This window comes from Colwellia polaris, assembly GCF_002104515.1.
GTDB classification, from domain to species: domain Bacteria; phylum Pseudomonadota; class Gammaproteobacteria; order Enterobacterales; family Alteromonadaceae; genus Cognaticolwellia; species Cognaticolwellia polaris.
On the sequence record NZ_NBOE01000002.1, the window covers coordinates 342,322 to 360,282 of the forward strand.

At 38.0% G+C, this 17,961-nt stretch carries 14 protein-coding genes; 9 read left to right on the top strand and 5 right to left on the bottom strand.

Going from position 1 to position 17,961, the window contains the following annotated elements; genetic code table 11:
- Positions 1-36: 36 nt before the first annotated feature.
- From recN to nadK, 3 genes are all read right to left on the bottom strand, one after another.
- Complete coding sequence (gene recN / locus B6A32_RS05925; RefSeq protein WP_085301941.1) at positions 37-1,701, bottom strand: DNA repair protein RecN; 1,665 nt, start codon at positions 1,699-1,701, stop codon at positions 37-39.
- Between the two features lie 147 nt (positions 1,702-1,848).
- Complete coding sequence (locus B6A32_RS05930) at positions 1,849-2,601, bottom strand: type 2 periplasmic-binding domain-containing protein (protein WP_143327873.1); 753 nt, start codon at positions 2,599-2,601, stop codon at positions 1,849-1,851.
- Positions 2,602-2,605: 4 nt separating this feature from the next.
- Positions 2,606-3,487, bottom strand: a complete 882-nt coding sequence (gene nadK, locus B6A32_RS05935) for an NAD(+) kinase (RefSeq protein ID WP_085301945.1) — start codon at positions 3,485-3,487, stop codon at positions 2,606-2,608.
- Positions 3,488-3,671: 184 nt separating this feature from the next.
- Between nadK and grpE the strand changes: the two genes are divergently transcribed.
- The 4 genes from grpE (at position 3,672) to B6A32_RS05955 (ending at position 9,653) form a co-directional block, all read left to right on the top strand.
- Positions 3,672-4,307, top strand: coding sequence for a nucleotide exchange factor GrpE (gene grpE / locus B6A32_RS05940; protein WP_085301947.1), 636 nt, complete (start codon positions 3,672-3,674; stop codon positions 4,305-4,307).
- Positions 4,308-5,389: 1,082 nt separating this feature from the next.
- Positions 5,390-7,315 carry a molecular chaperone DnaK gene (gene dnaK / locus B6A32_RS05945; RefSeq protein WP_085301949.1) on the top strand — a complete coding sequence of 642 codons (1,926 nt, stop codon included), beginning with the start codon at positions 5,390-5,392 and terminating at the stop codon, positions 7,313-7,315.
- 328 nt (positions 7,316-7,643) lie between these two features.
- Complete coding sequence (gene dnaJ, locus B6A32_RS05950; protein WP_085301951.1) at positions 7,644-8,783, top strand: molecular chaperone DnaJ; 1,140 nt, start codon at positions 7,644-7,646, stop codon at positions 8,781-8,783.
- Positions 8,784-8,984: 201 nt separating this feature from the next.
- A complete protein-coding gene (locus tag B6A32_RS05955; protein ID WP_085301953.1) occupies positions 8,985-9,653 on the top strand; it encodes a hypothetical protein in 669 nt (222 codons plus the stop codon).
- 91 nt (positions 9,654-9,744) lie between these two features.
- Here the strand turns inward: B6A32_RS05955 and B6A32_RS05960 are convergent, their stop codons facing one another.
- Entirely contained in the window at positions 9,745-10,215 is a 471-nt protein-coding gene (locus tag B6A32_RS05960) for an Lrp/AsnC family transcriptional regulator (RefSeq protein WP_085301955.1), read from the bottom strand.
- 243 nt (positions 10,216-10,458) lie between these two features.
- Between B6A32_RS05960 and nhaA the strand changes: the two genes are divergently transcribed.
- The 4 genes from nhaA (at position 10,459) to B6A32_RS05980 (ending at position 14,063) form a co-directional block, all read left to right on the top strand.
- Positions 10,459-11,664 (top strand): Na+/H+ antiporter NhaA, encoded by a 1,206-nt coding sequence (gene nhaA / locus B6A32_RS05965; RefSeq protein ID WP_101685914.1) that lies wholly within the window; start codon positions 10,459-10,461, stop codon positions 11,662-11,664.
- Between the two features lie 250 nt (positions 11,665-11,914).
- Positions 11,915-12,496, top strand: a complete 582-nt coding sequence (locus B6A32_RS05970) for an elongation factor P hydroxylase (protein ID WP_408607659.1) — start codon at positions 11,915-11,917, stop codon at positions 12,494-12,496.
- 73 nt (positions 12,497-12,569) lie between these two features.
- On the top strand, positions 12,570-13,703 hold the full coding sequence (locus tag B6A32_RS05975) for an ATP-NAD kinase family protein (protein WP_085301957.1): 1,134 nt from the start codon (positions 12,570-12,572) through the stop codon (positions 13,701-13,703).
- Positions 13,704-13,790: 87 nt separating this feature from the next.
- Positions 13,791-14,063, top strand: coding sequence for a YfcL family protein (locus tag B6A32_RS05980; protein ID WP_233131334.1), 273 nt, complete (start codon positions 13,791-13,793; stop codon positions 14,061-14,063).
- Positions 14,064-14,450: 387 nt separating this feature from the next.
- Here the strand turns inward: B6A32_RS05980 and mnmC are convergent, their stop codons facing one another.
- A complete protein-coding gene (mnmC, locus tag B6A32_RS05985) occupies positions 14,451-16,502 on the bottom strand; it encodes a bifunctional tRNA (5-methylaminomethyl-2-thiouridine)(34)-methyltransferase MnmD/FAD-dependent 5-carboxymethylaminomethyl-2-thiouridine(34) oxidoreductase MnmC (RefSeq protein ID WP_233131335.1) in 2,052 nt (683 codons plus the stop codon).
- 171 nt (positions 16,503-16,673) lie between these two features.
- Between mnmC and fabB the strand changes: the two genes are divergently transcribed.
- The gene (gene fabB / locus B6A32_RS05990) at positions 16,674-17,885 is read left to right on the top strand and encodes a beta-ketoacyl-ACP synthase I (protein WP_085301963.1); all 1,212 of its coding nucleotides are present in this window, start codon (positions 16,674-16,676) and stop codon (positions 17,883-17,885) included.
- Positions 17,886-17,961 lie beyond the last annotated feature (76 nt).

Consider the following 17,961-nt stretch of genomic DNA (forward strand, 5'->3'; position numbering starts at 1 on the left):
TTTTTAGTTTATTTTACCCACTTGCTAAGCTTTACATTATCCAGCTAGCAATTCTTGTGCATTTGCTAAGCTATTTTCGGTAATTTTATCACCCGCTAATAATCGTGCAATTTCTTGGACGCGCCCATCACTAGAAAGTTCCGTTACTGTTGTTTCGGTGTGCTCACCATCGGTTAATTTCGCAACAAATAATTGCTGATGCCCTTTACTGGCAACTTGTGGTAAATGCGTTACACAAATAACTTGGGTGTTTTTGGCTAATTGTTTTAGTTTTGAACCTACCATTGCAGCTGTAGGACCACTAATGCCAACATCTACTTCATCAAATATTAATGTAGGCGTAACAACTTTATCGGCCAAAATAACTTGCATAGCTAAGCTAATTCTTGATAGCTCACCGCCCGATGCGACTTTATTCATGGCCTCAAGCGCTTGCCCCGGGTTTAAGCTGGCAAGATAGCTGACTGTGTCGTTACCGTTAACGGATAAACTTTCGTTTTTATCTGGGCAAATATCAATGAAAAACTTGCCATGTTGCATGTTAAGTTCGCCCATGCTTTTGGTGATCATTTTGCTGAGTTTAGTGGCGGCTTTTTTTCTTGAATCAGACAAAGTAAGTGCCGCATGTTGATATTTTTGCTTTGCCGCTTCTATGTCATCATTAATTTGTGTTAAACGAGTTTCATCAGAGCTAAAAAGTTGCAGCTCTTGCAAAAGTTGCTGATGAAAAGCCGCTAATGCGTTCGGTGAAATTTGATGCTTTTTAGCGAGTAATACTGCTGTTGAGTATCGTTCTTCTATTAGGTTATAAGCTTGAGGGTCAAGCTCTAGGCTTTCATAGTAATGCTTAATTTCTTGGCTGGCATCTTCAACTTGTATTAATGCTTCGTTTAGTTGCTCTGCAATAGCTTTTAAAGCCGGATCGTAATTTCCAAGCGCGGCTATTTGTTCAGCGCTGTGTTGCAAACTGTCAACAACATTAAATTGCTCATTCTCTGATAATTGCTGCACGGCAATTAAGGTTTCGCTTAAAATATGCTGACCATTGCTTTGGCGTTTGTAGTCTGTTTCTAATGTTTCAAATTCGTCAATTTGCAGTGAAAACTCGTCTAATTCATTTACTTGATATTGTAAAAGCTGTTGCTTTGCTTCTCGTTGAATTTTACTTTCTTGTAATATTTTTGCTTCTTGATTAAGTTCACGCCATTGATGAAAATAGAATTTGACTTCGTCTAACAAATGTTGATGACCGGCGTATGCGTCAAGAATGTTGCGTTGCTCACTTGCTTTAACAATTAACTGATGGTCGTGTTGCCCATGAATGTTAATCAATAATTGGCCTATTTCTTTGAGCTGAGCTAGAGGCACCTGGCTACCGTTGATGTAAGCTTTTGAGCGGCCTTCTGCAGAAATAACACGACGAAGAATACATTCGTTATCAAGTAACATATCGTGTTTTTTCAACCAATGTTTGGCATGTTTATTTTTAGTGGTATCAAAGGTGGCGGCTAATTCGGCTTTTGCGCAATTAGGCCTAACGACATTAGTTACAGCTCTATCACCCAAACATAAACCTAAGGCATCGATAGCAATTGATTTACCTGCACCGGTTTCACCGGTAATGGTGGTCATGCCTTGATGCCAATCAATGTCGAGAGAACGCACAATGGCAAAATTTTGAATGTTGAGCTGCAATAACATAAGCTTGTCCTAGCGTATTAATTTTCCAACAGACGAGTGGATAAATTAATAACTTTAATGATAAAAAAGATTACAAAAAAACAGATACTGTTAATTTATACAGTATCTGTTTTTTATGCAATAATTAATTTAACTATTGTTGAAAATTTATTCGAACAATGGAAAACTCAGCTTATATTTTTGATAGATTTTTTGCAGAATGTTTTGGTCTAAAAGCGCTTTAGTTTTTGTGTCGTAGTAGTGTTTAAGTGCTTTACCTTTTGGGTCATCACTAAACACTAAATACAGTTTTGAAGTTACTAGATCTTGAATATAATATTTTTGTTGTTCAGCTTCTGGCCATAAAGCGAGCTGTGTTTCTAATATTGTTCGAATATCTAAGTAGTAATCAACTTTTTTCACTCTGAGTAAATGCAAAGCGTCTTTACGATAATCAACACTTACGCCGTTTATATAGGGAGCAATTGAAGGAAATAAAATTTCGTCAGCATACCTTTGTGGCCAAACTGCAACTAAATTGCTTATTTCCTGTAAGGTTAAGTTAGTCTCAGTTTTTTGCCTTAAGATACTGATTGGCTCGGTTAGTATTGGCACATCTGCAAATAAATATTTTCCATTATTCGGTAGCGCACCACTTATATTCGCTTGCTTTGTTTCTATTTCACGCAGCGCTCGCTTCCATGGTAAATACTTAACTTGAATATTATATGGTGAGTTATGGAATATAACTTCAAATAGTTCATGATAAAGTCCAGTGCCGTCTTCATTTGTATAGTTTTGCCAAGCCTCTGTTACCCAAATGATGTCAATTTTTTCTTCTTTATCTTCGCTTGATGCGAAAAATGAAAAAAACAAAAAACTAAAGAGTAGTAGCTGGATAATATTCCATTTTATTTTCATTGCATTAATACAGTTTATTGCCCCAACTAAGTTTGTTTCTGAGCACATTAAAGTAGTTATGATCAAGCGGATGAATTAAACGTAAAGTAAATTCACTCTTCTTGATGATAACTTCATCACCCGGCATAACCGCTAAAATTACATGGCCATCGCAACTTACTTGTAAGTTTTCATAGTTTTCATTGGCTAATTTAAGTTTTATTTCGCTGTTGCCGTCAACCACAATTGGCCTACTCGTTAATGTATGAGGAAACATTGGAACAAGCGAGAGGGCATTTAAGTTTGGCGTTAATATTGGACCACCTGCCGACATTGAATAAGCTGTTGAACCCGTTGGGGTTGACACTATTAGCCCATCAGAACGCTGACTAAACATAAAGCTTCCGTCAATGTAAACTTCAAACTCTATCATGTTGGCAACTTTACCCGCATGCAAAACAGCTTCATTTACTGCGCTGTTAGAGCTTTTAAGTTTGCTGTGACGATAAACTTCAGCTTCAATAATAAAGCGTTGTTCAGAACGTGACTCACCCTTTAAAATAGCTTCAAGTGGGGCAATTAAATCATCTGGCGATAAGTCAGTTAGAAAGCCTAAGTTACCGCGGTTTACGCCAATTACACCTATGTTGTAACAAGCTAACACTCTTGCCGCGCCTAGCATGTAACCGTCACCACCTATAACAATAGCTAGATCTGCACGTTCGCCAATATCGGTGAGTGACGCCTTGTCAATATTGTCTATGTTCACCGTTTGTGCGACAGAACTTTCAATCAGCACTTTGTAGCCATTTTGTGATAAATATTGATGTAAGGCTTCTATGGTTGAGCTGGCACCTTCATGATGAGGTTTTCCAATTAAACCAATTGTGTTGTATAAATTACTCATACTGTGCTTATAAATATGTAATATAATTAAGGACTATCAGCAGTTTCGCGCTATTTTACTCGCTTGTAAAGTCGACTTTTTTTTAAATGATTTACTTTTGTGCTTGAATCATAAAAACAAGCCCCCATAATTAGCGTTATCAGTTTTACCTATTTTGAATTTAAGACCTACTTTGGAGTTTTACATGGCCAACGAGTCAACAGAAAATAAAAGTGCTGAAGAAATTGCAGCAGAAGAATTAGCCGCTGAAGTTATTGAACAAGCAGAAGAGCAAGTTGATGTTCAACTAGACGCTGCTGCTGAGAGTATCAGCCCTGAACAAGAAAAAATAAACGAGCTTGAATTGGCTTTAGCCTCGGCTAAATCTACGGTTGCTGATCAAAAAGATTCTGTTATCCGTGCTAAAGCAGAAGTAGACAATGTTCGTCGTCGTGCTGCTCAAGATGTTGAAAAAGCGCGTAAATTCGCTTTAGAAAAGTTTGCAGCTGAGATGTTAACAACAGTTGATAATTTAGAGCGTGCATTACAAAATATTGATAGAGAAGATGAAAACAATACTGCTATTGTTGAAGGTATTGATCTTACTTATCAAGGTTTACTTGCTTCGTTAGAGAAATTTGCTATTAAAGCAATTGACCCGCAAGACCAACCATTCAACCCTGAATTACATCAAGCGATGTCAATGCAAGAAGTTGAAGGTGTGCCAGCCAATACAGTTATTGCTGTGATGCAAAAAGGTTATGAGTTAAACGGTCGCTTAATTCGCCCTGCTATGGTGATGGTATCTAAAGCTAAGCCAAGTGTTGATACTACTGCATAATATTATCTGTAGTTAGTTAAACCTAAGAAACCAGGCTAATGTCTGGTTTTTTTATGTGCAAAATTTGTTCTCTGTCTATGTGGACAAACATTTATAAAAGCAGATTTCGGTATAGTAAGTTCCCTTTTAAAAAAAATTAAAAAATTAAAAAATTAAAAAATTAAAAAATTAAAAAATTAAAAAATTAAAAAATTAAAAAATTAAAAAATTAAAAAATTAAAAAATTAAAAAATTAAAAAATTAAAAAATTAAAAGATTAAGGGCTACTACCACAGAGACGCCGAGACGCTGCGCGTTACACCGAGAAGAGAGTAGTGATAAGAAAGTGAATATAGGTAAGATCTTACCTTCATGTTTTTGCACTTCTCGGTGTAGGACGAAGTCCCTCGGTGCCTCGGTGGTGAAATTTTTTTGTTGTGTTTTTTTAGGTTGTGCCTGGTTTCACGCTTTTACTAATGAGTTCTCTATGTATTTAAAGGCTAAGAGATTAAAAAATTAAGGGCTACTACCACCGAGGCACCGAGACGCTGCGCGCTACACCGAGAAGAGAGTAGTGATAAGAAAGTGAATATGGGTAAGATCTTACTTTCATGTTTTTGCACTTCTCGGTGTAGGACGAAGTCCCTCGGTGCCTCGGTGGTGAAATTTTTTTGTTGTGCTTTTAAGTTGTGTGCTTGGTTTCATGCTTTCCTACAGGGTTCTCTTTAGTCAGACATTAATAGATTAAGGGCTTCTACCACCGCTGTACCGAGAAGCTATTTTTAGGATACAGGATCGTGTGAAACCTCAATCGTATTGCGAATTAAAAAAGTATAGTGATTGATACGTACAATTATTATCTTGTTTTTCTTATCTACTTAAAAAGTAACGTTGGTGGTGTGTTTTACTCACTTTGCTATAAATTGCAAATGCTTAAAGTGTGCGCTTAATCGGCTTTAATAAAGAGTAGAGCAAATAAATTTAATATTTTTTAATTTAATTGAATAAAAATAGTTGAAAAGACTTTTTCCTGCCCCCACTAACTGTTCATCAAAAGATTTAATCTTTATTTTTATTAAATTAAGTATTCGGAGATCGTCAAAATGGGCAAGATTATTGGTATTGATCTAGGAACAACAAACTCTTGTGTTGCTGTTCTAGATGGTGGTAAAGCACGTGTAATTGAAAATGCAGAAGGCGATCGTACAACTCCTTCAATCATTGCTTACACTGAAGAAGGTGAAACGTTAGTTGGACAACCAGCTAAGCGTCAATCAGTTACTAACCCTAAAAACACATTATTCGCGATTAAGCGTTTAATTGGTCGTCGTTTTGAAGACGAAGAAGTTCAACGCGACATTAAAATTATGCCATTTGGCATTGTTAAAGCTGACAACGGTGATGCTTGGGTTACGGCACGTGATAAAAATATCGCTCCTCCACAAGTTTCTGCTGAAGTTTTAGCAAAAATGAAAAAAACAGCCGAAGATTACTTAGGCGAAAAAGTAACTGAAGCCGTAATTACTGTTCCTGCTTACTTTAACGATTCACAACGTCAAGCAACTAAAGATGCTGGTCGTATTGCGGGTCTTGATGTTAAACGTATTATTAACGAGCCAACTGCTGCTGCTCTTGCTTACGGCATGGACAAGCAAGAAGGCGACAAAGTTGTTGCAGTATACGATTTAGGTGGTGGTACATTCGATATCTCTATCATCGAAATTGATGAAGTTGAAGGCGAGCACACGTTTGAAGTATTAGCGACAAACGGTGACACTCACTTAGGTGGTGAAGATTTTGATAACCGTTTAATTAACTACCTAGTAACTGAATTTAAGAAAGATCAAGGCATGGACTTAACGCAAGATCCATTAGCTATGCAACGTTTGAAAGAAGCGGCTGAAAAAGCAAAATGTGAACTTTCTTCTGCACAACAAACAGATGTTAACTTACCGTACATCACTGCTGACGCCTCAGGTCCTAAGCACATGAACATTAAGGTAACACGTGCAAAATTAGAATCTTTAGTTGAAGACATGGTTAAAGCAACATTAGAGCCGCTTAAAAAAGCGCTTCAAGATGCTGACCTTTCAATTAGCGACATTAACGATGTTATCTTGGTTGGTGGTCAAACACGTATGCCAATGGTACAAAAAGTTGTTACTGAATTCTTTGGTAAAGAGCCACGTAAAGATGTTAACCCTGATGAAGCAGTAGCCGCTGGTGCAGCTATTCAAGCAGGTGTACTTTCTGGTGACGTAACTGACGTACTTCTTTTAGATGTTACGCCTTTATCACTAGGTATTGAGACTATGGGCGGCGTGATGACGAAAGTTATCGACAAAAACACCACTATCCCAACTAAACAATCTCAAACATTCTCAACAGCTGACGATAACCAAGCTGCTGTAACTGTACATGTTGTGCAAGGTGAGCGTAAGCAAGCTTCTGCCAACAAATCTCTTGGTCAATTTAACCTTGAAGGTATTGACCCAGCACCACGTGGTACGCCACAAATTGAAGTAACATTCGATTTAGATGCTGATGGTATTTTGCATGTAACAGCAAAAGATAAGAACACAGGTAAAGAGCAAAAAATTACCATTAAAGCTTCTTCTGGTTTATCAGATGATGAAGTAGAGCAAATGGTACGTGACGCGGAAGCAAATGCTGACGAAGATGCGAAATTTGAAGAGCTTGTACAAGCTCGTAACCAAGCTGATGGCATGGTTCACGCAACTCGTAAGCAAGTTGAAGAAGCTGGCGAAGATTTACCAAGCGAAGATAAAGAGAAAATTGAAGCAGCATTATCTGAACTTGAAGTTGCCATTAAAGGCGATAGCAAAGAAGAAATCGATGCTAAAACTCAAGCCGTTATCGAAGCTTCAGCTAAGTTGATGGAAATCGCTCAAGCGAAAGCTCAAGCACAAGGCGGCGCACCTGAAGGTGAAGCACCAGAAGCTGATTCTGCAGCTGGTGGCGATGATGTTGTTGACGCTGAGTTTGAAGAGGTTAAGGACGACAAATAATTAGTTGTTAGGTTGTAACTGTAACGCTCAATAGCTGCGTTGGACATGCTCCCATACACTTGTATGCTTCGCGTGACCGTCTTGCTCTAGAGCGATACAGTGGCAACAAAAAACAATTAAACTTTGTGGTTTAGTTCAAACAAATTAGAGCGTCGATAATCATCGGCGCTTTGCTTTGTCAAAAACTATGTAAACAGCAACGAAACGTAATTATTACTTGATGTTAATTTGCTTAGATTTTTAAGATGTTGAAGATAACTCTTACCGCGTCTAAGAAAGAAGTTAAACAAATTAGTATCCATAAATTTGAAGTAAAGAAATAAAACCTATGTCAAAACGCGATTATTATGAAGTGCTTGGTGTATCAAAAGATGCAGCTGAGCGAGATATCAAAAAAGCTTATAAACGTTTAGCAATGAAATTTCATCCTGATAGAACTCAAGGTGATAAATCAAAAGAAGAACAGTTTAAAGAAGTTAAAGAAGCTTATGAAATATTAACCGATGATCAAAAGCGTGCGGCGTATGATCAATATGGTCATGCGGCGTTTGAACAAGGTGGTCATGGTGGCGGTGGTTTCGGCGGCGGTCAAGACTTCGGCGATGCTTTTGGTGATATTTTTGGTGATATTTTTGGCGGCGGTGGTCGTGGCCGTGGTGGTCAATCTCGCCAGCGTCGAGGTAGCGATTTACGCTACAACCTTGACCTAACGCTAGAAGAAGCGGTTAAAGGTAAAACCTTAGAAATTAAAGTACCAACCTATGTTAGCTGTGAACCTTGTGATGGTAGTGGTGCTAAAAAAGGTACGAGTGCTAAAACATGTTCAACATGTCATGGTCATGGCCAAGTGCAAATGCGCCAGGGATTATTCGCGGTTCAGCAAACATGTCCAACGTGTTCTGGCCAAGGTAAAGTTATTTCAGACCCTTGTACTTCATGTCGTGGTAAAGGGCGTGTAGAGAAAAACAAAACCTTATCAGTTAAAATTCCACCAGGTGTTGATACGGGCGACAGAATTCGTTTGTCAGGTGAAGGTGAAGCCGGTGAACATGGTGCACCAGCAGGTGATTTATACGTACAAGCTAATGTTCGCGACCATAAAATCTTTGTTCGTGACGAAAACAATTTATATTGTGAAGTACCTATTAGTTTCACAACCGCAGCATTAGGCGGTGAAATTGAAGTACCTACACTTGAAGGCAAAGTTAAGCTGAAAATACCAAAAGAAACTCAAACAGGTAAAATGTTCCGTTTGCGTGGCAAAGGTGTTAAATCAGTTCGTAGCCATTCAGTAGGTGATTTAATGTGTAAGGTTGTGATTGAAACACCGGTAAGTTTATCGGGTGATCAAGCTGACTTATTACGCCAGTTAGAAGAAAAAATGGGTAAAAGTACCAGCAAACATAGCCCGAAAGAAACAGGTTTTTTCGATGGCGTGAAAAAATTCTTTGATGATCTTAAAAGCTAACATGGCTTAAGAATATAATAAGATAAAAATCCCACACTATGTTGTGGGATTTTTTTTATTTAAAAAAGCTATAATGTGATACGAAATTAAATAAATTGGTAAACGGTTTAGATTTTCAGACCACTGAAATTTGTGTAAAACCAATATGCTGTTACCCATTTGACTCGTTAGCCTGTTATTTTCTATTTATTGAGGTCTTGTATGAAAAAATTGTTTATTGGTATGTTTATTTTGTTAAGCCAAATAAGTTTTGCAGAGGACGAGGTTAAAGAGCTACCACCATTAGACCCTGCTTATATGGGCGTTCATGGCATGGTGTTATTTGCTCAGGGGTCAAGTATTTATGCTTCTCATATGCCGCTATATCATAAGCCACATGATGTGCAATTGTTATATAAATTAGATAATAATAACTTGGCTGTTTTGCAATCGGTTAGAGACGGCGACCTTATAACGATTAAACCTGAACCGTTTAATTTACAACGCTTAATGCGTGAAGAGAGAATGGCTATCAACGTAGACTTGTATGCTGGGCATTTTGAACGAGATGGCATGTTAGTTTATGAGAATATTCCTATGGTTTTTGAAAAACAAATTTATATGCGTACCTTTGACGATATTAAACCTGCTAGTAGCAAACAAGAATATGACGTGGTTTCACTTCAAAAGAATATTAAAATTTATATTCATAGAATTTCACAGGCTCCAAGCTTTGACCATATTATAAGTATTGATCAACAGGCGGGTTGTTTAACTAAATTTACTACCTCTTCGCCTGTACCAAAAGAGTCTGAACTACAGTATAAATTTTTGAATTGCGGCACGATGAAACCGCTATATTTTGAAACAAAAGACTTTGTAGCGCATTAACTCATTGCGACACACTAATAAAAAAAGAGCTATTCCAGCTCTTTTTCTTTGGGGTTTTAAAGCAAAATTCGACGCTTTATTGCAACAAACTTTATTCGTCTTCAAAAATTGGTAATACGCCGCTACGGCTATGTTCAAAAATAAGTGAAGTTTCAACGGTGGTAACTTCTTCACGAGAAGTAATCGCATTAAATACAAACTGACGTAAGTGCTCGCTATCTTTTACAGACATATGAATAAAGTAGTCGTAGCTACCGCCCATATGATACAAGCTGACAATTTCAGGTAGTTTGAGTAAATCATCTCTAAGCATATTTACGATTAACTCTGAGTAAGGTTGCAATTTAATTGCTGCTATTGCTTCAATATTCCCTCCAATACTTTTGAAATTAATATCAATAAATGCATTGTTGATAACACCATTTGATTTCATACGCTTTACGCGCTCTAAACAGGTTGAGGGTGCAATACCTATTTGTGAGGCTAACTCTTTATTAGTGATATCAGCATCTTTATAAAGCAAGGTAAGAATACGTAAGTCTATGTCATCAAGTTTTTTCATGCGTTTTTGCCTTTGATGGAAATATTGTTTTTTAAGCAGTAAGTACTGTTCTTATTTAATGCAATATTACCAGTTAATAAATCAATAATCTGAACTAATATCGAATTAATTACTTTTTTCCGAATTATTATCATTTAGTGTTTATTTAGCATTAAATTTTTTACAAATGATTACATTGGTTAATTTGAAAAAAGTGTTTTTGTGACATATTATGTCGTCACGTAAATAAAATTATGAGAACCAATGATTATTAAAAGTGTTAACGACTTCTTAAAGCTTGAAGCTGCCAGCGGTATTATTTTAATGTTTGCTGCTGTGGCGGCCATGATTATCGCTAACTCACCCTTTATGGTGTATTACGATATGTTGCTTAATATTCCTGTGCAGGTAGCTGTGGGAACTTTTGAAATAGCTAAGCCTCTATTGTTGTGGATAAATGACGGCCTGATGGCGCTGTTTTTCTTCTTGGTAGGTTTAGAGCTTAAACGTGAGTTTTTAGAGGGGGATTTATCGCAACCTGGGCAAGTTACATTACCGGCTATTGGTGCTTTAGGTGGCATGTTAATACCGGCTTTATGTTATGTGGCATTTAACTACAATGATCCTGACGCGATAAATGGTTGGGCGATACCAACCGCCACCGATATTGCTTTTGCTTTAGGTATTTTGTCGGTTATAGGCAGTAAAGTGCCGCTACAACTGAAAGTGTTTTTAACTTCGTTAGCTATATTTGATGATTTAGGCGCTATTATCGTTATCGCGTTATTTTATACTGACCAACTGTCGTTATTATCTTTAGTTTTTGCTTCAAGTATCATCGCGATATTATTTGTGATGAATAAACGCGGTGTGACTAGCACAGCACCTTATATTTTTCTAGGTATTGTACTTTGGGTTGCTGTATTAAAGTCTGGTGTGCACGCTACGTTAGCGGGGGTCGTTTTAGCCTTCTTTATTCCAATAAAAGGGAAAGAAGATGAACCCTCACCGTTAAAATCTTTAGAGCATAACTTACATTCGTTAGTCGCTTTTATTATTTTACCCGTGTTTGCCTTTGCAAACGCAGGAATAAGCTTTGCCGGTGTGGGTATCGAACAAGTAATGGCACCTGTACCAATGGGGATTATTGTTGGTTTAATCGTTGGTAAACAACTTGGCGTATTTGGTTTTTGTTTTATTGCTATAAAACTCGGTTGGGCTAAATTACCAACAAATGTGAATTGGCGTTTGCTGTACGGCGCTGCAATATTATGTGGTGTTGGTTTTACCATGAGTTTGTTTATTGGTTCTTTAGCCTTCGAGCAAGGTCAAGGCGCTAATCTTATTTTCCAAGATAGATTAGGTATCGTTATTGGATCATTAATCTCAGGTGTTTTTGGCTACTTTGTTATTAAAGGTGGCGTAAAAAATATGAAAGAATCTGACGATGCTTCGGTCAATGAAAGTTAATTTATTTGCTGAGCAAATGCAAAATATCAATAAGGCAGCACTTAGTTGTAAGTTGCATTGTTATCGGCTATAAGTTGCAAGCAAAACCTTAGACAATCGTGTTATCTTTGATACGAAGAGTTAAAGTTTTTTTAAAACGGCGATGTAATAATCGTCGTTTTTCGTTAGAATAGCGTCAATTTTAAAGGGCAATTGCACAGTACCAAACAGTGTCTTAGCATAACCCTATTCACCTGAAAAAGTTTATTTCATGTCTATGTGTAAGCCTCTAAGCATTTGTGATGAGACGGCGGATAATATTCCCGAGCTTCACTATCGTGATTTGATCACGTTATTCGATACTACTTTTTACGCTTTGTATAATACCCGCTTAATAAAAGGCACAGACGAGCCTATTTATATTCCGAGCAGTGAATATTGTAATTATAATCAAATTGTTTTTGCTCATGGTTATTTTGCCAGTGCATTGCATGAAATTTCACATTGGTGCTTGGCGGGGTCGTCACGGCGATTATTGGAAGATTATGGTTATTGGTATATTCCAGATGGCAGAGATCACCAACAGCAAGCCCAATTTGAAAGTGTAGAAATAAAACCTCAAGCGATAGAGTGGGCACTTTGTGTTGCCAGTGGAAAGCATTTTGATGTTTCTACGGATAATTTATTAGGTGAAGGCGAAACCGATAGAGTGGCGTTTAAAGCCTTGGTATATAAACAAGTACTGACTTATTTAGCCAACGGCTTCCCTAAAGACGCCGAAACTTTTATGACTGTTTTAGCAAAACATTATCAAACCGCTTGGCCTTTAGCCATTAAGCATTTTCAACTGTAGGGCGCGAGAAGTTTTTGGTGTGGCTACTTGGTATTGCGACGAAATTGTTGCTGGATATAAATGAGATTAACCAATGAAAGAATTTAAATTAGGCTTAGTCATTAACCCCATTGCAGGCATTGGTGGCAGTGTAGCTTTAAAAGGGAGTGACGGTGAAGGCATTGCTGAACAAGCTCTAGCACTTGGAGCGACCGCTAAATCTAATGCACGAGCATTACTCGCATTAGAAATTTTATTGCCTTACAAAGACAATATAGTTATTTATACTGCCGCTGCTGACATGGGCGAGCATTCAGCGAAAGCCTTAGGTTTTAATACTGTAGTGGTGCATGAGCTTTCAGGTGAAACGACCACAGCGCTTGATACAGAGCAAGCGGTAACCACTTTGATCAACCACGATATTGATTTGTTGTTGTTTGCCGGAGGTGATGGTACAGCACGCAATGTTTGCCATATTGTTGAAGATAAGTTTCCTGTATTAGGTATACCTGCGGGTTGTAAAATTCATTCTGGCGTTTATGCAATTACACCTAAAGCCGCCGGTCGCGTCGTAGAGTTAATGATCACTAATCAATTAGTAAGTTTAACCGATGCAGATGTAATGGATATTGATGAAAGCTTATTTCGCCAAGGCGTTGTAAAAGCAAAGCGTTTTGGTGAAATGCAAGTGCCATCAGAGTTACGTTATATTCAAGCGGTTAAGTCAGGTGGTAAAGAATCTGATGAGTTAGTACTACAAGATATTGCTGCGGATGTTATCGCTAAAATGGATGACGAATTATTTATTATTGGCTCAGGTTCCACTACCGCTTTTGTTATGGAAGAGTTAGGGCTAGATAATACCTTGCTTGGTGTTGATGCTATTTGTCAGCAAACATTAATGGCAAGTGACTTAACTGAGATGCAACTTTGGCAGCTAATTCAGTCTTATCAAGCTGGGCAGGTTAAGTTGTTAATCACGTTAATTGGCGGTCAAGGGCATATATTTGGTCGTGGTAATCAACAGTTAAGCCCACGTATAATTCGTGCTATTGGCAAAGAAAATATTATTATTATTGCGACTAAAACTAAGCTGAATGCACTAGAAGCAAGGCCTCTTATTGCTGATACCGGCGATAGCGAACTTGATCTGGAACTATCAGGTTATTTAGCCGTGACTACAGGTTACAATGACCAAGTGTTATATCCCGTTGATAACGTGCAATAGAACGTACATTAAATAAAAATTAATCATTATTAATATTAGAGAACAGGCAATGTTTAAAAACTTGCCTTATTGAATATGGAATTAAATATGCAATTTGAAAACCTTACCGCGTTATATCATTTTTTAGATGAGCAAGTAACACAAGACGTTAGTGCTGATGAATTATTCGCCGGTAGTTATTTAAGAGGCTTTATCAGCTTAGCTGGCAGCGAATACGGCGATGAATCACAGCCTTTAACACAAGCTTTAGCGATAAATATCAGTGAAAAGCTACAAGCTGCTCGCACAGAGCTTAGTCCACAAGATCGTCAAATAGTGCAAGACTATTGGTTAACTTTGCAAACAGCTTTCAGCGCTTAACTAGATAGCTTAACTGGATAGCTTAATTGGATAGCTCAACTACGCTGAGTGGTCGATTAGTAAAGTAACTAACCTGAACTCTGGATAATGAGTGCTTGAAATTCAAGTGAACCAAAAGCTTAGGTAATAAAGTAAATGCTATAGCCAGCTGAACATCACGAATAGATATCATCAATGCTTCATTTTATGCCATTTTCAAGGCAAAACGTTTATGAATAGCGGGCTATTTATCGACGTTTTAACGCAGAAAATGGCTTAAAATGGAGCATTGAGCAAGTGCTGCTTATCCAGAGTTCAGGTTAACTAAGCAATTTAACTAAATAGCGATTAACAAACCAATGAAAGCAGCTTATGTTAAAGGCTGCTTTTTTATGTTCTATAGTAAGTTTAATCAAATTTTCGACGAATAATATCTCGAATAATGAAGCGGTTAGGCGCTAAGTTAAATAGCTGTTCGTTGTTTAGAGGGTAAGGCGTACCACAAATGTCGGCGGTTAAAATATCGGCTAATAATGGCGCAGTACAAAGTCCGCGTGCGCCCAATCCAGTTAACATATATAGATTTGAAATTACCGGTGCTAATTCATTATAGCGCCAACGCTTATCTTTACTTAAATGTGGATATTGCTGCTTATGAGCTTCAAGATCTGGCATAGCACCTACCATAGGTAAGTGATCAGGGGTCATGCAGCGTAAACGTGCTTTACTATTAACAATGTCAGTAGTTTGCCATTGCGTTACATTTGGTAAGCATTTATCAAGCATAGCCAAGTTAAATTGGTCGTCTTCGGCTTTACTTTCGGTATCAAAACTATTTTTTTGAAACGTTGCGCCAATGCAATGCAAGTTATTGTTAGCTGGTGTTAAGTAACCTTTATGACAAATAACGGTAGATAGGTTAGCTATTTTATCATTACTTATCATATTACTAACTTGGCCACGTACTGATGATAGTGGTAGTTGCTCTATTAAGTTCAGTGGTATGCCTTGTGCACCGCCACAATAGATCACTACATTGGTTTGGTAATCTTTTTTGTCAGTATGCAGTAACCATTTACCATCAACTTTTTGGCTTACACTATTGATTTTACAGCCAGTTTCGACTCGCAACCGATTAGTTGATTCTGCGGCTTTAAAAACTTGTTTTACTAATTGAGCCGGGGCAATCCAACCCGCTTTAGGAAAAAACAAGCCACCATGTTCGAGCGCTATATTGGCTAACTCACTGGCTTTGGTTTTATCTATGCTTTGTACTAAACTTTTTGGCCACACTGGCGAGTGCTCAAAATGCTGCTGGCGAAGATCTAAAGCTTTTTTGTATGAGATTTCTAGCAAACCACACCAGTCGTGATCAAACTTAAAACCTTGTTCGTTAATATGCTTATAAAACCCTACGGCTTGTTCAAACGCTTGTTGATAGAAAACACTAATGTCATCAGCTTGCTGGTGAATAAGTGGATATAGCGCGGCAATATTATTACTTGATGCCCCTTGCGCGATGCTAAAATCTTGACAATATACGTTTACCTTCACCCCAGCTTTTGTTAGCGCATAAGCAGCACACGCTGAAGCAATACCACCACCAATTATACTGACCTGTTGTGGCTTGTTAATTATTGGGCGTTGTTGATAGCCTTTTCCTGAGTGAGGGTTTTGTTGAAACACCGCGCTTAGCATTTCATCTTTTTTACCATGCGCTGGGCGTTTTTCAACTCGAAAGCCGGCTGATATTAATTGGCGCTTTACATTACCTGCAACCGTAAATGTTGCTAATGTTGCCTGCTCTTTTGATAACCGTGTTATTTGTTGGAATAGCCCTGAATGCCACATTTCAGGATTTTTGTTGGGTGAAAAACCATCTAGATACCAAGCGTCAACTAATGCTGAACTTCGACGATTTTTATCCTTGGCTAATTGCGCTAAACCTAATGTTGCATCGTTAAATATTAATTGCAAAGTTACTGCGCCGGAATAAAAACTCAGTGTTACATCTTGCTCTGGAGAGTTTGGATATTGTGCAATTAATTGCTGACTGTAATGTTCAAGCTCAGGCAGAATTTTTAACGATTGTGCCAGTTGCGCTTTTGATAATGGGTATTTTTCTACACTGATAAAGTGCAAAGCCTGTTTTGATTCAAGCTCTGATTTAAGTTCTGATTCAAGCTCAATTTGGTGCTTGGTTTGTTGCTGAATTTTTCTTTGTTGAATTTGATCAAAAGCTGCAAGTGTTAATAAAAAATTTAGTCCGGTGCCGAAGCCGGTTTCTGCGATAACAAATTTTTCGGGGAGTTTTGCTAACCTTGATTTAATATTATTGCCGTTAATAAATACACACTCGCTTTGGCTTGTGCCTTGGTTTGTATCAAAGTAGATATCTTCAAACTGGCTTGAAAAAGGCGAACCGTCTTCTTGAAAGGTAATCTTAGCTTGATCAATCACAATATTAACGTCTTCCGTTGCTAGTAAAAAAAGGTTATTTTACATGTTATTACAATAGGCTGTCATAAAAATGAAAACATTCAGTGTACAAGTGTACGCTGGACAGACCAGTATAGGGGGCAAAAGTATGTATGATACGCCCAGATTTTTTAATTGAATATGGTTATTTATATGAAACGTGTAGTTATCACCGGATTAGGTATTGTATCAAGTATTGGTAATGATGCAGAAGAAGTATTAACGTCTTTAAAAGAAGGGCGTTCAGGTATTACCCGTGCTGAAAGTTTTGCTGAAATGGGTTTGCGCAGTCAAGTTTGGGGCAAACCTGAAATTGAAGTAAAAGATCACATTGACCGTAAAGCACTACGTTTTATGGGCGAAGCTTCAGCTTTTGCCTATATAGCCATGGATCAAGCAATCAAAGATTCAAAATTAACGCCTGAGCAAGTATCAAACTTCCGTACTGGTATTGTTGCTGGCTCTGGTGGCGCGTCATCTGAAAACGTCGTTAACTCAGCAGATACTTTACGCGAGAAAGGCGTAAAAAGAGTGGGTCCTTACGCCGTACCAAAAACCATGTCGAGCACTATCTCAGCATGTTTAGCGACACCATTTAAAATTTTAGGTGTTAACTATTCAATCAGCTCAGCTTGTGCCACTAGTGCACATTGTATTGGTCATGCAGCTGAGCTTATTCAATTGGGTAAACAAGATGTAGTATTTGCTGGTGGTGGTGAAGAAGTTCATTGGTCATTAGCGATGATGTTTGATGGCATGGGTGCCTTGTCTTCTAAATATAACGAAACACCCGAAATGGCTTCGCGCACTTATGATGCAGACCGTGACGGTTTTGTTATTTCAGGCGGCGGCGGTATGGTTGTTGTTGAAGAACTTGAGCACGCTTTAGCGCGTGGTGCACATATTTATGCTGAAATTGTGGGTTACGGTGCTACGTCAGACGGTTACGACATGGTTGCTCCAAGTGGAGAAGGCGCTATTCGTTGTATGCAACAAGCCATGCAAGGTGTTGATGCTAAAGTTGACTACTTAAATACTCACGGTACTTCTACCCCAGTGGGTGATGTAAAAGAGCTTGGTGCTATTCAAGCGGTATTTGGTGAAGACTCACCTGCAATTAGTGCAACAAAAGCGATGACAGGTCATGCACTTGGTGCGGCGGGTGTTCACGAAGCAATTTTCTCATTATTAATGATGGAGCATAGTTTTGTTGCTCCTTCGATTAATATTAATACCTTAGATGAACAAGCTGAAGGTTTAGATATTGTCACTGAAAAGCGCGATATGGAACTTAATTTAGTTATGTCTAACAGCTTCGGTTTTGGCGGTACTAACGCTACGCTTGTTATGCAAAAATATAAATAAAATGCTGTTTGGTGAAATTATGAGTATTTATAGCTGATAATTTCATTTAATTTTAAAAACCGCTAAAAATTTAGCG

What these genes read in the sequence shown, in the direction of transcription:
- recN (WP_085301941.1), bottom strand. Translation starts at nt 1,701, where the DNA reads ATGTTATTGCAGCTCAACATTCAAAATTTTGCCATTGTGCGTTCTCTC.
- B6A32_RS05930 (WP_143327873.1), bottom strand. Translation starts at nt 2,601, where the DNA reads ATGAAAATAAAATGGAATATTATCCAGCTACTACTCTTTAGTTTTTTG.
- nadK (WP_085301945.1), bottom strand. Translation starts at nt 3,487, where the DNA reads ATGAGTAATTTATACAACACAATTGGTTTAATTGGAAAACCTCATCAT.
- grpE (WP_085301947.1), top strand. Translation starts at nt 3,672, where the DNA reads ATGGCCAACGAGTCAACAGAAAATAAAAGTGCTGAAGAAATTGCAGCA.
- dnaK (WP_085301949.1), top strand. Translation starts at nt 5,390, where the DNA reads ATGGGCAAGATTATTGGTATTGATCTAGGAACAACAAACTCTTGTGTT.
- dnaJ (WP_085301951.1), top strand. Translation starts at nt 7,644, where the DNA reads ATGTCAAAACGCGATTATTATGAAGTGCTTGGTGTATCAAAAGATGCA.
- B6A32_RS05955 (WP_085301953.1), top strand. Translation starts at nt 8,985, where the DNA reads ATGAAAAAATTGTTTATTGGTATGTTTATTTTGTTAAGCCAAATAAGT.
- B6A32_RS05960 (WP_085301955.1), bottom strand. Translation starts at nt 10,215, where the DNA reads ATGAAAAAACTTGATGACATAGACTTACGTATTCTTACCTTGCTTTAT.
- nhaA (WP_101685914.1), top strand. Translation starts at nt 10,459, where the DNA reads ATGATTATTAAAAGTGTTAACGACTTCTTAAAGCTTGAAGCTGCCAGC.
- B6A32_RS05970 (WP_408607659.1), top strand. Translation starts at nt 11,915, where the DNA reads ATGTCTATGTGTAAGCCTCTAAGCATTTGTGATGAGACGGCGGATAAT.
- B6A32_RS05975 (WP_085301957.1), top strand. Translation starts at nt 12,570, where the DNA reads ATGAAAGAATTTAAATTAGGCTTAGTCATTAACCCCATTGCAGGCATT.
- B6A32_RS05980 (WP_233131334.1), top strand. Translation starts at nt 13,791, where the DNA reads ATGCAATTTGAAAACCTTACCGCGTTATATCATTTTTTAGATGAGCAA.
- fabB (WP_085301963.1), top strand. Translation starts at nt 16,674, where the DNA reads ATGAAACGTGTAGTTATCACCGGATTAGGTATTGTATCAAGTATTGGT.